This is a genomic window from Isoptericola croceus (assembly GCF_029382255.1).
Taxonomy (GTDB): domain Bacteria; phylum Actinomycetota; class Actinomycetes; order Actinomycetales; family Cellulomonadaceae; genus Isoptericola; species Isoptericola croceus.
In genome coordinates this window covers 137,820-151,858 of record NZ_JARLLG010000002.1, presented here as the reverse complement: position 1 = coordinate 151,858, position 14,039 = coordinate 137,820, and the positions used below count along the sequence as shown (strand labels likewise).

The window sequence follows — 14,039 nt, the reverse complement described above, 5'->3', positions numbered from 1 at the left end:
GCACGTCGCAGGGGGACGGGTCCCGGACTGCGCGCGGACGGCTCGCGTGCCGAGCCCGGCACCTCGAGTGTCCGGCACCGGCGCTACTCTCCGGTTCCCCCGTCGGCGAGCTCGCGCGCGATGTCGAGGTGGCCCGCATGCCGGGCGTACTCCTGCAGCACGTGGAAGCAGATCCACGTCAGGGTCGGCGGGTCAGCCGTGAACCGCCCGCCGACGGCGCCCCGCTCGGCGAGGTCGTGCTCGGCGAGGATCGTCCGCGTGCGCTCGCCCCCGGCGTGCAGTGCGGCGACGAGCGCGTCCGGTGCGACGCCGTCGGGCACCCGCCACGCCCCGTCCGGGGCGCCGTCGGCATGGTCGCCCCACGGGTCGGCGACCTGCTCACCGAGGAAGCCCCACACGAACCAGCGCCGCTCCATGTGCACCAGGTGGATCAGCAGCTCCAGCGGCGTCCAGCCCGACGGGAGCCGGCTGGTGCGCAGCTCGGTCTCGCCGAGGCCGTCGAGCTTCCGCTCGACGGCGGCGCGGTAGTAGTCGAGGTACGCGGCGAACTGGGCCGTCGGGTCGGGCGAGTCGAGGCGGGGTTCGACGGCGGAGAGCGGCATGGGTGCAGCGTACGGCGCTACCAGCGACCCCCTCTTTGCAGCGTGCGGCGACCCATCGCTTACAGCGCCATGCAGTCGGCATGCACCGCCCTTCTCGGGCGTCCTTCGGTCAGGCGACGAGCGCCGGCCCTCCGGTTCTACGTCATCCGGGTCCGTTGCACCATCGCGGAGGCGATGGCCAGAGCGTTCCCGTCGGTGGGCGTTGTTGACCGGGCCCTCTGCTGGAAGGTCCCGGGCCCAGACGTCTGCACCGTGGTGCAGCTCGGCCCAGGCAGCGAGGTTGGCCGCGGCGTTGAGATCGCGGTCAAGGGTCAACCCGCAGGTGCGGCAGACGAACGTCCGCACCGCCACCCCACCCATGTCCTGCACCGAGCGGCAGCCCGAGCACGTCTTCGACGAGGGGAAGAAGCGATCGACGACCGCGACCTCTCCCCCACGCCACGCCTGCTTGTAGGCGACCTGCTGGGTGATGAGGTTCCAGCCGACGTCGTGGATCGCCTCGGCCAGGTTCGGGTTACGGGCAAGCATGCTCCGGACGTCGAGGTGCTCGATCGCGAGCCGGGCGTGAGTCTTGACCAGCCGGTTCGACACCTCGTGAGCGTGGTGACGTCGGATTCGCGCGGTTCGGGCGTAGTAGCGCCCCAGTCGCTCGACGGACTTGCGCCGATTCCGGGATCCCCGTTTCTTGCGCGTCACGGCGCGGTGCAGCTTGCGGCGCTGTCGAGCCGTCCTTGTGAGCACCCGAGGCCACGTCGTGATGCGGTCGACCTCCGTGCCGTCGCTACGGGCCACGACGGCGAGCGTCGTCAGCCCGAGGTCGACGCCCATCCATGGTGATGCGCCGTCCCGCGCAGGATGCCGCCGCTCCGGGTGAAGGTCGGCAGCCTCGACGTTGAGCGACACCCACCACCGCCCCTGGCCGCGCGACACCGTCGCAAAGAGGATCCTCGCCCTGCCCTTGGTGATCATGCGCCGGAGCCGACGAGTGTCCTCACGGATCTGCAGCGTGCCGACCCTGGGGAGCCGCACCGATCGCGGCGGGCCGTCACCGACCCGGATCGCTGGCTTCCCACGTTTCGGGAACTGGTTGCGAATCCGGAATGATGCGCGAGCGGTCGCCTTCTTCTTGAAGCGGGGGTGCGAGATGCGCGGCCCCGCGCGCTCACCACGCCTGGACTCCGACCAGGCGGCGAGCCCACGGCCCAGGTCGACGGCAGCCTCCTCGAAGACCTGCTGGTACACCTCACGGCGCCACACCAGCCCGTTGTCGCCGACCTGAGCCACACCGTCCGTGTCGACGATGAAGACGCGCCCAGCCTCCGGCGACTTCTTCCACGCGTTGAAGCGGCTGATGAGGTCGTAGCCGGTCCGCGGGACCTTGACGTCCTGACCGCCTTCACGACCCCGGCGCGCATCGAACACGAATCGGAGGCACTGGTTGTAGGCGAAGCGCGATGCCCCCGCATGACGGTCGAGCACGTACTCCTGCTCGACCGTGGGGTCGAGGCTGAAGCGGAAGGTGGTGTGCCGTGTCATCGCTGGTCAGCATGCCAGGGGGCACCGACACAGGGGCGAACAGGTGTGCGCCTGGCGCGATTCGAACGCGCGACCTTGGTCTTAGGAGGACCCTGCTCTATCCACTGAGCTACAGGCGCACGCCGTCACCGAGGTGACAGCGGCGTCGCCGGTCGCCCGACGACGCCCACAGCCTAGCGCCCGAGCCCCCGCACCGGGGAATCAGCCCCAGGCCACCGGGTCGGCCACGACCTCCCGCAGCACCTCGCGCGCTCCCCCAGACAGCGCGGCGTGCTGCCCCGCGCGGGCGGCCCGCACGTCGAGCTCGACGAATGGTGCGGCCAGCACTCGCTCGCGCAGCACGGCGAGCACGGCGTCGCGCAACCACGGTTCCAGCTCGGTGTACACCCCGCCGAGCACGACCGTCGAGACGCCGGTGAGGTTCACGAAGTCGGCGAGGGCCGAGCCCAGCGCCCGGCCGGCGCGGTGCAGCGCATCGCGTGCGCCGTCGTCGTCGGCCTCGATCGCCGCGACGAGCGCTCCCAGCGGGGCGTCGAGCGGTAGCCCGGCCGCCCGCAGGACGGCCTCCTTACCGGCGTACTGCTCGAGGCAGCCGCGGGCGCCGCAGGAGCAGCGCGGCCCGGCGGGGTCGACGACGACGTGCCCCACCTCGCCGTTCCACCCGCGCTCGGCGAGGAACAGGGACCGGTCGACGACGATCCCGGCACCGATGCCGACGTCGCCGGAGACATACAGGAACGACGGCGGCACCTCCCCGGCGAGCTCGGCGAGCGCGGCGAGCTTGGCCTCGTTGGCGACGTGCACGGGCAGGGCGCCGAGCCCGAGCAGCCCCACGGGGTCGAGCGAGGACCAGCCGAGGTTGGGCGCGACCTCGAGCTCGCCGGTGCGGGCGTCGACGAGGCCGGGCAGCGCGAGCCGCGCGCCGGCGACGCGCATGCCCTCGGCCTCGAGGCGGGTGACGACGTCGGCCGCGAGCGCCCCGAGCCGCCCGAGCACGCCGGCGGGGTCGGAGTCGTGGAAGGCGCCGCGCTCGACGGCGTCGGCGACGACGTCCCCGGCGAGGTCGAGAGCCCGCACGCCGAGGTAGTCGACGTTGACCTCGAGCCCGAGCCCGACGACGGTGCGTCGCGCAGGCACGAGCGGCACGGCGGGGCGCCCGGCTCGTTGGGAGGAGGTCGGTGCGAGCTCGGCGACGAGGCGCGCTGCCACGAGGTGGTCGACCAGCGTGGAGACGGTGGCGCGGGTCAGCCCGGTGGCGGCGGCGACGTCCGCGCGTGACGGCGGCGTGGTGCCCGACGGCGGAGGGGCGGCCTCGTAGATCGCCCTCGCCACGAGGCGGAGGTTGCGTTCGCGCAGCGTGTGCTGGCGGGATGCGCTGCTGCCGGCGCCCGGTGGCACACCGGTGGTGCGCGGCGTCGTCGTCGGTGTGGGCGTCACGTCTTGACTCTAGTCCAACGACCGGCAATAGTTCATCCGTACAACAAACCGCCGCGGCCGCGCCCGGCGACGAGCTCTCGACGAGGAGAAGAACCGTGAGCGACATCAAGTACTCGTTCGGACTGTGGACCGTCGGCTGGCCGGCGAACGACCCGTTCGGCAGCGCGACCCGCCCCGAGCTGGACCCCGCCGACTCGATCCGCAAGCTCGCTGACCTCGGCGCGTGGGGCTTCACCTACCACGACAACGACGTGTTCCCCTTCGGCGCCTCGGAGTCCGAGCGCCAGGCCGGGATCGACAGCGTGAAGAAGGCCGCCCAGGAGTCCGGGCTGGTCTGCGAGATGGTCACGACCAACACCTTTAGCCACCCGGTCTTCAAGGACGGCGCGTTCACCTCGAACAACCGCGACGTGCGCCGGTTCGGCCTCAAGAAGGTCCTGCGCAGCGTGGACAACGCCGCCGAGATGGGCGCCTCGACGTTCGTCATGTGGGGTGGCCGCGAGGGCACCGAGTACGACAACTCCAAGGACCTGCACGCCGCGCACGCCCGCTACGCCGAGGGTATCGACACCGTCGCCGCGTACATCAAGTCGAAGGGCTACGACCTGCGCATCGGCCTCGAGCCGAAGCCGAACGAGCCCCGCGGCGATATCTTCCTGCCGACCATCGGCCACGCCATCGCACTGATCGACACGCTCGACAACGGCGACATCGTGGGCCTCAACCCCGAGACCGGCCACGAGCAGATGGCGGGCCTGAACTACACGCACGGGCTCGCGCTGGCGCTGTACTGCGGCAAGCTGTTCCACATCGACCTCAACGGCCAGCACGGCCCCAAGTACGACCAGGACCTCGTGTTCGGTCACGGCGACCTGCTGAGCGCGTTCTTCACGGTCGACCTGCTCGAGAACGGCTTCCCGAACGGCGGCCCGCGCTACGAGGGCCCGCGTCACTTCGACTACAAGCCCTCGCGCACCGAGCACCTCGACGGCGTGTGGGAGTCGGCCAAGGCCAACATGGAGACCTACGACCTCCTCGCCGCCAAGGCGAAGGCCTACCGCGAGGACCCGGCGGTCCAGGCTGCGTTCGAGCACGCCGGCATCTTCGAGCTCGGCGAGTCCACACTGGGCGCCGACGAGTCGTTCGAGGCGTTCCTCGCCGACCCGTCCGTCGACGCCGAGCTCGACGTCGACGCCGTGGCCGAGCGCGACTACGGTCTGGTGAAGCTGCACCAGCTGGCGCTCAAGCACCTCATCGGCTGAATCTCCGGTGTTGTGGGCGCGATTTCTGGCCCGATTTGCCCGCTTCGTCGGGCTATCGGGCCCAGAAATCGCGCCCACAACACTCACCGTGGTCTGAACCAACCAAGGAGCGAAGATGCCCCTCGTGGCCGGCGTGGACACCTCCACGCAGTCCTGCAAGATCGTCGTCCGCGACGCCGAGACCGGCGCCCTGGTGCGCTCCGGCTCGGCCCAGCACCCCGACGGCACCGAGATCCACCCTGACCACTGGTGGACGGCCTTCACCGAGGCGGCCCGCGCCGCCGGCGGCCTGGACGACGTCGCCGCGATCGCCGTCGGCGGCCAGCAGCACGGCATGGTCGCCCTGGATGCCGAGGGACGCGTCGTCCGTGACGCCCTGCTGTGGAACGACACCCGGTCGGCACCCGCCGCCGAGGACCTGATCCGCGAGCTCGGCGACGGCGACCGCGAGACCGGCGCCCAGCGCTGGGCGGAGGCCACCGGGTCCGTCCTCGTCGCCTCCCTGACGATCACCAAGCTGCGCTGGCTGCGCGACGCCGAGCCCGACAACGCCGCACGCGTCGCCGCCGTCGCGCTCCCCCACGACTGGCTGAGCTGGCGCATCGCCGGCTACGGGCCGGCGGACGAGGCCCCGCTCGGTCCCGACCTCACGGCGCTGTTCACCGACCGGTCCGACGCCTCGGGCACCGGCTACTACGACGCCGAGGCGCCCGACTCCGACGGCGGGACCGAGCAGCACGGCGGCTACCGCCCCGACCTGCTGCGCCTCGCGTTCGGTCGTGACGACGTCGTCCTGCCGCGAGTCCTCGCGCCGTCCGAGCCTGGCGGTCGCGCCCACCCGTCGGTCGCGGGCAGCGACGTGGACGGCGGAGCGCTGATCGGCCCGGGGACCGGCGACAACGCCGGCGCCGCGCTCGGGCTGGGGATGCAACCTGGCGACATCGCGATCTCCCTCGGTACCTCCGGCGTCGTCTCGGCCGTGGCGCCGCGACGCACCGCCGACGGGTCCGGGGCGATCAACGGGTTTGCCGACGCCACCGGCAACGCGCTCATGCTCGCCGTCACCCTCAACGCCGCCCGGGTGCTCGACGCCGCCCGCTCCGTGCTCGACGTCGACTACGACGAGCTCTCGCGACTCGCCCTGACGGCCCCTCCCGGGTCCGACGGCCTCGTGCTCGTGCCCTACCTCGAGGGTGAGCGCACCCCCAACCGCCCCGAGGCCACCGGCACGCTGCACGGCGTCCGGATCGCGACGTCCACGCGCGAGCACCTCGCCCGCGCCTACGTCGAAGGCATGCTGTGCGGTCTGGCCGACGGCCTCGACGCCCTACGGGCCCAGGGGGTTCCGGTGGAGCAGGTGATGCTGATCGGCGGCGCGGCGCAGTCCCCCGCCGTCCAGACCGTCGCCACGCAGGTCTTCGGCCTGCCCATCGGCATCCCGGAGCCCGGCGAGTACGTGGCCGACGGCGCCGCTCGCCAGGCGGCATGGGTGCTGGCCGCTGCGAGCGCCCCGAGCGCGACGGCGCCGTCCTGGTCGACCCGGGTGGCCACCACCCTGGACGCCGACCCGCGCCCCGTCATGCGCGAGCAGTACGCCGCGGTGCGCGACCTCGTCTGACGCGATGTCTGACGGGATGCCGGACGGCGCGTTCACGCGCGACCTGGTCGATGCGCTCGTGCGTCGGGCGAGCGCCCTCGACATCGCCGTGCACACGATCCAGGTGAGCGTCCGCGGCGAGACCGTGGCGCACGCCGTCTGCGAACCGCTCGGCCTGGACACGCCGCAGCGGATGTACTCGGTCTCGAAGACCGTCACGAGCCTGGCGATCGGCCAGCTTGCCGACGAGGGCGCGCTGGACCTCGACGACTCGATCGTCGCCCACTTCCCCGAGATGCGCCCTGTGCACCCGTGGATCGAGGCCACGACGATTCGCCACATGCTCGCGATGCGCGGGCCTCACCGGTCGACGACGTACAAGCTCACCGAGGGCCGCTGGCTCGAGTCCTACTTCCGCGTGCCGCCGACCCGCCCACCCGGCACGCTCTTCACCTACGACACGAGCAGCTCCTACGTCTTGGCTGCTCTGGTCGAGCGCATCGCGGGCACGTCGCTCGTGGACTGCCTGCGCCCCCGGCTCCTCGACCCGCTCGGGGTCAGTCCAGGGCTACGGTTCCTCACCGGGCCGGAGGGCATCGCTCATGGCGGTTCCGGGTTGATCTGCACCCCGCGCGACCTGCTGCGCCTGGCACACCTGCTGCTCGACGACGGCGTGTACGACGGCGTCCGGCTGCTGCCGGCCGACTACCTGAAGGCCGCCACGAGCCCGCAGGCCGACACCGCCCTGCAGACGTGGGGTGCCGTGCTGCGCGAGGGGTACGGCTACCAGCTCTGGCTGCCGCGGCGCGGCGGCTGGCTGATGTTCGGCCTCGGCGGCCAGATCGTGTACGGCGACCCGGCCCGAGGACTCGCGGTCGTGGTCACCGCGGACTCGCAGGCCTGCTCGAGCGGCGACCAGCGGCTCCTCGACGACGTCCTCGACCTCCTGGTGGAGCCGCTCGCCGATCAGCTCGACGCCGGCACCCCGGAGGGATCGACCGGATCGACGACCGCGGTCGGGCTCGCGTGGCCCGCACCACACCACGACGCAGAGCACACGCGGTCCGTCGCGGGGCGCTACATCAACATCCAGGCAGGGCCGGGACCCGAAGAGCTCGTCGTGAAGCTCGACGCCGACGGCGGCCTGGTGCGCAGCGCGGGCACCTGGGCCGCGAGCAGCGACTGGGACGCCGAGCTCCGGTTCGACCGCCCGGTGACCACCCAGGTCGGCGACCAGCACGCCGTCGTCACCGCCGGCTGGACGGGTCCCGCCACGCTCGACGTGCGCGGCGCGCTGCACGGCGACGATCTCGCGACCTGGCGCGTCCGGTTCGCGTGGGCGGCGGATCGCACGCTCGCGGTCCAGTCACAGGTCTTCTGCGAGTCCGCCGACCCGGCCTGGACCTTCCATGCCGCCTACCGCCCGGTCAGCCCTTGACGGACCCGATGAGCGCGCCCTTGACGAAGTACCTCTGGATGAACGGGTAGACGATCAGCATCGGCAGGGTCGCCACGAAGATGACCGCCATCTTGACCGACTGCGCCGGCGGGACGATGTCCACCGCGTTCTCGTCGGCGTTCATGCCGCTGGCGACGATGACGATCTGTCGCAGCAGCACCTGCATGGGCCACTTCGACGAGTCGTTGATGTACAGGATCGCGCTCTGGTAGGTGTTCCAGTAGAAGACGGCGTAGAACAGACCGATCGTGGCGATGGACGCGAGCGACAGCGGCAGGACGATCCGCCAGAACACCCCGAGGTCGGAGCAGCCGTCGATGCGCGCCGCCTCCTCGAGACTGTCCGGGATGGCCTGGAAGAAGCTGCGCATGATGACGAAGTTGAAGGCGTTCACCGCCACCGGCAGGATCAGCGACCACAGCGAGTCGATGAGTCCGAGCCGGTTGACCACGATGAACGTCGGGATCATGCCGCCGCTGAACAGCATCGTGAACACGACGAGGAAGTTGATCACCCGGCGGCCCCGGAGATAGCGCTTGGACAGCGCGTAGGCCATGAGTGAGGTGATCACCAGGCTCACGAACGTGCCGACGGTGGTGACGAAGACGGACACGCCCATCGCCCGGAAGATCGTCGACGTCGACAGGATGTACCGGTAGGCGTCGAGCGTGAACTCTCGGGGTATCAGCACGAACGACCGGGTGGCCAGCTCGCCCGGCGTGGCGAGGGAGCTCCCGAGCACGTTCAGGAAAGGCAGCACGCAGATCAGCGCGAAGCCGGTCAGGACGACGGCGTTCACGACCCGGAAGACGCGCAGACCCGCGGTCGGCCGGCGGATCGGGCCGGCGCTCTCGGCTGCCACCCGTGGCGTGGCGGCGGTCTTGCTCATGCGGTGCTCCTGGTGTCGGACGAGCGGTCGGACGTGCGGTCGGACGTGCGCAGGGCGAACATCCCCGCGGCGAGGAAGAACAGGAACGCGACGGGGTACAGGACCAGCTGGCTCCCGAACAGGCAGGCGAGCCCGGACGCCAGGAACCACCAGCCCGTCGCCCGTCGCGCCGGGCGACGCCGGGCCGCGTAGACCCCGACGACGCCGAGGAACAGCACCGCCATCAGCGTGAGTCCGAACCATGCGGCCAGCGTTCGTGCGGCGTCGAAGGCGTCGGTGGCGCCGGTGCTTGTCACGGTGATGCCGGCGTCGCGCATCGCCGGATACAGGACGCTCAGGAAGTCCTGCTCGTCGGTGCGGTTCACGACGAGCGCGAAACCGCCCAGGAACACGGTGGCCAGCGCCATGCCCGCGACCGCGAGCCAGCTCTCGACCACGCGACGGATCCCCGGGACGTTGGCATCGGAAGCGCCGCGAGCGCCGGAGGCGTCCGACGTCGTCGGCGCCACCACCCGAACGTCACGCATCCTGGCGGACGCCATCGACCCTCACCTCCGTCAGCCGCAGCGTCGGGCTCTCGGTGATGACGAGCCCGGGCCCGTCGACGCCGTCGACCCGGACCCGCGAGAGGTCCGAGTCGGCGAGGTAGCCGAGGTGGAAGCCGGCGCGCGCCATCGCCTCGACGCCGTCGGCCATCGCCGGGTACCCGGCTACCGCATCCGGCGCGAACGACACGACGACGTCGTCGAGCGTGACCTCGCTGAGCGGCTGCTCGGGCAGCCCGTACAGGTAGCCGGCGGCGGCATGCACGTCGCGCGCGGTCACGTGCGCGAGGTGGATGCGCCGGAAGACGGGCGTCGAGTCGTCGACCGGGTGCGGCGAGCGGTCGGCGACGTACGGCTCCGTGCCGCCCGGCCCGCAGAAGTAGAAGGGGTTGATCACGAAGGGGCACATCACGCCGCGCATGACGACGTTCATCACCCGCACGTCTTCGACGACTCCGCCGCGTCCCCGTCGCGCCTTGATGCGGATGCCGCGGTCGGTGCCCTCGAAGACGCAGTTGCTGATGACGACGTTGCGCACGCCGCCGCTCATCTCGCTGCCGATGACGACACCGCCGTGCCCGTGCACCATGGTGCAGTTCGTGATGGTGATGTTCTCGCAGGCGATCTTCTGCGGATCACGCTCCGTGCCGGCCTTGATCACGATGCAGTCGTCGCCCACGTCGATGTGGCAGTCGCTGATCCGCACGTTGCGGCTCGACTCGGGGTCGATGCCGTCGGTGTTGGGCGAGTCGGGCGGGTTGACGATGACGACGTTCGTGATCGTCACGCCGTCGCACCGCAGTGGGTGCACCGTCCAGCTCGGCGAGTTGCGGAGCGTCACGTCGCGGATCGTGACGCGCTCGCAGTCGTGCAGGCCGATCAGTGTGGGGCGCGGGTGGGCGAGTGCGTCCCGGTCATGGCGGAAGGTGTCCCACCACGGCGCGCCGCCGCCGTCGATCGTGCCGAGGCCCGTGATGGCCACGTCCTTCTCGCCCTGGGCGTACAGGCACGGCGAGTGGATGGTCGCCGGGGCACCCTCCCAGCGCGCGTGGACGGCGGGGTACAGCGCCGGGTCGGGGACGAACTGCAGGTGGGCGCCGGACTCGAGGTGGAGCTCGACGTGCGAGCGCAGGCGCAGCGCCCCGGTGCGGTGGAGCCCGGCCGGGACGACGACGGTGCCTCCGCCCGCGCGCGCGGCGGCGTCGATACGCCCCTGGAGCGCGACCGTCTCCGTGCCCGCGTCGACCGCGGGGGCGTGCGTGTCGGTGTCGGTGGTCTGCACGTGATGCCTCTCGATGGGTGCGGGGCGCCCGCGGGGGGGGCCCCCCCGCAGCGGGATCAGCCGTTCACCGCGGCGTAGGCCTCGGTGTACTCCTCGATGATCTGGTCCAGTCCCTGGCCGCGCAGGCTCTCGATCACGGCTTCGTAGTCGGCCATCTCGATGTGCCCGGTGATGTACTGGTTGTAGGCGTCGTTGACGCGGGTCTCGATGGTCGACCACTGCCGGTTGAACGTCTCCGACGTGAGCGACTGCGCCGGGTTGGTGACGACGTAGTCCTCGTTGTCGACCATCTTCTCGTTGGCCTCGTCCACGTAGGGGCTCGTGCTCTTGTACGTGACGACCTTCTCGGACGGACGCGAGGCGGCGTACGGCTGGACCGCCTGCTCCCATGAGGTCTGATCGGTGATGGTGACGACGCCGTCGCCGTCGACCTCGTAGTGCTCGCCCTCGATGCCGTTGGTCATGAGCCCGTAGGCCTCCTCGTCCATCAGCTTGTCGACGAACCCGAGCACCTTCATGAGCTCGGCCTCGTCCTTCACCTCAGACTTCGGGAACGCGAGCCATCCGCCCATGCCACCGGTGGTGTCGGTGAGGATGCGGCGCGGCACGCCGTCGTAGGTGATGTCGTTGATCAGAGCCCACGCCATCGGGGTCTCGGGATCGGCGCTCTCGGCGAGCGCCATGTAGTTCTTGGCCTCGAACAGGCCGGTCACGACGATGCCGCCCTTGCCGCGGGCGATCGCGTCCTGCTGGTTGGACTTCTGCAGGGTGACGAACTCCTGGTTGACCGCACCGTCCTCGTACACGCCGCGGTACCACTCCATGGCTTCCTTGAAGGCGTCGGTCGTGAAGGCCGGAACGACCTGCCTGTCCTCGGTCACCTCGAACTGGCTGCCGGCACCGAAGTACCCCGTCAGTGAGCGGAAACCGACCCGGAAGCTCTCTTCGCGATCGATGAATCCGGTGGTGTCGTCCTTGCCGTTGCCGTCCGGGTCGTCGTGCGTGAACGCGTGCGCCACCTCGGTGAGCTCCTCGATGGTGTGCGGCACCTCGAGGCCCAGGTTGTCGAGCCAGTCCTGCCGCACCACGACGCCGTAGCGGGCCTTGATCTTCTGGAGCGGCACGCCGTAGAGCTCGCCGTCGATCCGGGCGGACTCGAGCGTCTGGGGGTCGATCTGAGACAGGTTGGGAAAGTCGTCCAGGTACTCCTCGACGTCCCAGAACTGGCCCGACCTCAGCGCCTGACGCACGGTGGTGCTGTCGATCGGGTACATGTTCACGATGTCGGCGAGCGAGCTTGAGGCGAGCGCGGCGTTGAGCTTCTCCTCCACCGATGCGGCGGGTACCCACCGCATCTCGAACTCCTGGCCCGTGTACTCCTCGAGCGCCGTCTGGACCGGACCGCCCGCGTCCGGTGTCACCGGTGTGTGCAGGAGCGACATCCACGTGATGGGGCCATCGTCCGCGCTCCCCTGGGACCCGTTGCCACCGCTGCACGCGGTGACCGCGAGCGCCACCACCGCCAGCGACGCGGCGCCCGTCGTGAGCCTGCCGTACTTCTTCATCATCCGCTTCCTCTCGTGTGATGCCATGTCTGCCTGCTCCTTCGCGGGCGGTCAGGGAACTGCTGGTGCGGTGCGACGGCCTGGCCGTCGCCCGCCTGGCGCTGGCCGGGTCCCCCGCCGCGCCTGCGACTCCTCCAGGTCGCGGTAGGCGATCCGGGTGACGAGCCCGATGGCGCAGGCCGGGATCCCGACCCCGAACAGCACGAGCAGCGGGAGCGCGAACTGCGCGAGCGCCCAGGACGTCAGGCCCACGGTGACCGCCCCGAGGACCGTCCAGTGCAGGGAGCCGAAGCCGAGAAGCAGCGCACCGGCGAGCTGCCGCGAGATGGTGGGGAGGTCCGTGGCGACCATCACCGGGTAGACGTAGGACGCCGCGACGCCCAGGACCGCGAGCGCGACGATGTTGAGCGCCTGGACGGTCCAGCTCGTGGCTCCGACGAAGATGTTGGTGACGATGACGGCGCCGGCTCCCAGCAAGATCCAGCTCACGAGCATCGAACCGAGCGGCTGCTCACGGGCGTACCGCCAGAACGTGCGCGCGGGCGGCGGGGTCTCGCCGTGACGGAACCAGCGGTCCACGTACTTGGCGAGCGCGTACGACGCCGGGCCGACGCCGGCCACTCCCAGGCCGACCAGTGTTGTCACGACCCAGAGCAGGTTGAGGTAGGCGACCCGGTAGACGCCCGTCAGGAAGGTGTTGATCCGGACGAAGCCTTCGAACGACAGCACACGCGCTCCCTTCTAGTAGACGCCTTCTTCGCCGAACCGCTTCGCGAGCCGGTTGGCCATGACCACCAGGACCAGCCCGACCAGCCCCTTGAAGAAGCCGACGGCCGCGGCGTAGCTGAGCTGACCGTTCTGGATCCCTGCCGTGTACACGTAGGTGTCGAAGATGTCGCCCACCTCGCGGTTCAGGGAGTTCATCACCAGGAACATGTGCTCGAAGCCGAGCTCCAGGAAGTCGCCGATCGCGAGGATGAACATGACGATGATCGTCGGGCGGATCGCGGGCAGCGTGATGTGCCAGCTCTGGCGCAGCCGGCCCGCCCCGTCGAGCTCCGCGGCCTCGTAGAGCTGTGTGTCCACGGCCGTGATCGCCGCGAGGTACACGATGGTGCCCCAGCCAGCGCCTTTCCAGACCTCCTGGAAGACGTACATCGGGCGCAGCCAGTCCGGGTCCGTGAGGAACGGGACCGGTCTGCCGCCGGCCTCGACGATGATGTTGTTGACCGCGCCCCCGTCGGTCGAGAGCAGCACGTAGAAGATCGAGACGACGATGACCCACGACATGAAGTGGGGCAGGTAGATGACCGTCTGGACGCTGCGCTTGAAGGCGCGGGTGCGCACCTCGTTGAGCAGCAGCGCCAGGATGATCGGCACCGGGAACGCGAAGACGAGCAGCAGCAGCGAGATCGTCACGGTGTTGCGCAGCAGCAGGAGGAACGTGTCCTCGGTGAAGAAGCGCACGAAGTGCTCGAAGCCCACCCACGGGCTTCCACCGACGCCGAGGAACGGCATGTAGTCCTGGAAAGCGATGACGAGCCCACCCATGGGCGCGTACTTGAACACCAGGAAGTACGCGATGCCCGGCAGGGCCATGAGGTAGAGCGTCCTGTGCCGCCACAACGACGAGCGCTTCCAGCGCCTCCCGCGTGGTGCGGGCGAGATCTGCGCCCGGGCGTCCGGCACGACCGGCGCCGGTGCGGGTGCCGCGCTCACCATGCCGGCTCCATGGCCGCCGTCACTACCACCATTGGTGTGCCCCTCTGCTCGCCGTCGAGCTTGACTCCGGAAACTCCATCAGGAACCGGTTTCCGAGAACGTACCCGACGACGAGCCAGTCGCGCAAGGGCAACGATCCCGCG

The 14,039-nt window shown here is 70.4% G+C and carries 11 protein-coding genes and 1 tRNA gene; 3 read left to right on the top strand and 9 right to left on the bottom strand.

The annotated features are described in order from the left end of the window. Window positions 1-83: 83 nt before the first annotated feature. The 3 genes from PZC42_RS06625 to PZC42_RS06615 form a co-directional block, all read right to left on the bottom strand. Window positions 84-2,138 (bottom strand): RNA-guided endonuclease TnpB family protein, encoded by a 2,055-nt coding sequence (locus PZC42_RS06625; protein ID WP_277209423.1) that lies wholly within the window; start codon window positions 2,136-2,138, stop codon window positions 84-86. Between the two features lie 46 nt (window positions 2,139-2,184). Beyond that, a tRNA-Arg gene (locus PZC42_RS06620) sits at window positions 2,185-2,257 on the bottom strand. An 82-nt stretch (window positions 2,258-2,339) separates the two neighbouring features. Next, window positions 2,340-3,575: an ROK family protein gene (locus PZC42_RS06615; RefSeq protein ID WP_277209422.1), complete on the bottom strand. Its 1,236-nt coding sequence runs from the start codon at window positions 3,573-3,575 to the stop codon at window positions 2,340-2,342. 95 nt (window positions 3,576-3,670) lie between these two features. Here PZC42_RS06615 and xylA point away from each other — a divergent pair, with 95 nt between their 5' ends. The 3 genes from xylA to PZC42_RS06600 all read left to right on the top strand — a co-directional run bounded on the left by xylA (window position 3,671) and on the right by PZC42_RS06600 (window position 7,872). Further along, complete coding sequence (gene xylA, locus PZC42_RS06610; protein WP_277209421.1) at window positions 3,671-4,837, top strand: xylose isomerase; 1,167 nt, start codon at window positions 3,671-3,673, stop codon at window positions 4,835-4,837. A 115-nt stretch (window positions 4,838-4,952) separates the two neighbouring features. Beyond that, window positions 4,953-6,455 (top strand): xylulokinase, encoded by a 1,503-nt coding sequence (locus PZC42_RS06605; RefSeq protein WP_277209420.1) that lies wholly within the window; start codon window positions 4,953-4,955, stop codon window positions 6,453-6,455. Between the two features lie 4 nt (window positions 6,456-6,459). Further along, a complete protein-coding gene (locus tag PZC42_RS06600) occupies window positions 6,460-7,872 on the top strand; it encodes a serine hydrolase domain-containing protein (RefSeq protein WP_277209419.1) in 1,413 nt (470 codons plus the stop codon). On the opposite strand, the gene PZC42_RS06595 is transcribed toward PZC42_RS06600, so the two are convergent. From PZC42_RS06595 to PZC42_RS06570, 6 genes are read right to left on the bottom strand one after another with little or no spacing between them, the layout of a single operon-like run. Beyond that, on the bottom strand, window positions 7,862-8,782 hold the full coding sequence (locus tag PZC42_RS06595) for a carbohydrate ABC transporter permease (RefSeq protein ID WP_277209418.1): 921 nt from the start codon (window positions 8,780-8,782) through the stop codon (window positions 7,862-7,864). The genes PZC42_RS06600 and PZC42_RS06595 overlap by 11 nt on opposite strands. Continuing rightward, complete coding sequence (locus PZC42_RS06590; RefSeq protein ID WP_277209417.1) at window positions 8,779-9,324, bottom strand: hypothetical protein; 546 nt, start codon at window positions 9,322-9,324, stop codon at window positions 8,779-8,781. Before PZC42_RS06590 ends, PZC42_RS06595 begins: the two co-directional genes overlap by 4 nt. Continuing rightward, window positions 9,302-10,609 (bottom strand): glycoside hydrolase family 28 protein, encoded by a 1,308-nt coding sequence (locus tag PZC42_RS06585; protein WP_277209416.1) that lies wholly within the window; start codon window positions 10,607-10,609, stop codon window positions 9,302-9,304. The genes PZC42_RS06590 and PZC42_RS06585 overlap by 23 nt, the downstream gene beginning before the upstream one ends. Before the next feature lie 56 nt (window positions 10,610-10,665). Then, window positions 10,666-12,201 (bottom strand): extracellular solute-binding protein, encoded by a 1,536-nt coding sequence (locus PZC42_RS06580; RefSeq protein ID WP_277209415.1) that lies wholly within the window; start codon window positions 12,199-12,201, stop codon window positions 10,666-10,668. Window positions 12,202-12,225: 24 nt separating this feature from the next. Continuing rightward, window positions 12,226-12,903 carry a YesL family protein gene (locus PZC42_RS06575; protein WP_277209414.1) on the bottom strand — a complete coding sequence of 226 codons (678 nt, stop codon included), beginning with the start codon at window positions 12,901-12,903 and terminating at the stop codon, window positions 12,226-12,228. A 12-nt stretch (window positions 12,904-12,915) separates the two neighbouring features. Next, entirely contained in the window at window positions 12,916-13,893 is a 978-nt protein-coding gene (locus tag PZC42_RS06570; RefSeq protein WP_277209413.1) for an ABC transporter permease, read from the bottom strand. Window positions 13,894-14,039 lie beyond the last annotated feature (146 nt).

Bases quoted from the DNA above. Each gene is read 5' to 3' on its own strand.
- PZC42_RS06605 (WP_277209420.1), top strand. From the start codon at position 4,953: ATGCCCCTCGTGGCCGGCGTGGACACCTCCACGCAGTCCTGCAAGATC.
- PZC42_RS06625 (WP_277209423.1), bottom strand. From the start codon at position 2,138: ATGACACGGCACACCACCTTCCGCTTCAGCCTCGACCCCACGGTCGAG.
- PZC42_RS06580 (WP_277209415.1), bottom strand. From the start codon at position 12,201: ATGGCATCACACGAGAGGAAGCGGATGATGAAGAAGTACGGCAGGCTC.
- PZC42_RS06590 (WP_277209417.1), bottom strand. From the start codon at position 9,324: ATGGCGTCCGCCAGGATGCGTGACGTTCGGGTGGTGGCGCCGACGACG.
- PZC42_RS06595 (WP_277209418.1), bottom strand. From the start codon at position 8,782: ATGAGCAAGACCGCCGCCACGCCACGGGTGGCAGCCGAGAGCGCCGGC.
- PZC42_RS06600 (WP_277209419.1), top strand. From the start codon at position 6,460: ATGTCTGACGGGATGCCGGACGGCGCGTTCACGCGCGACCTGGTCGAT.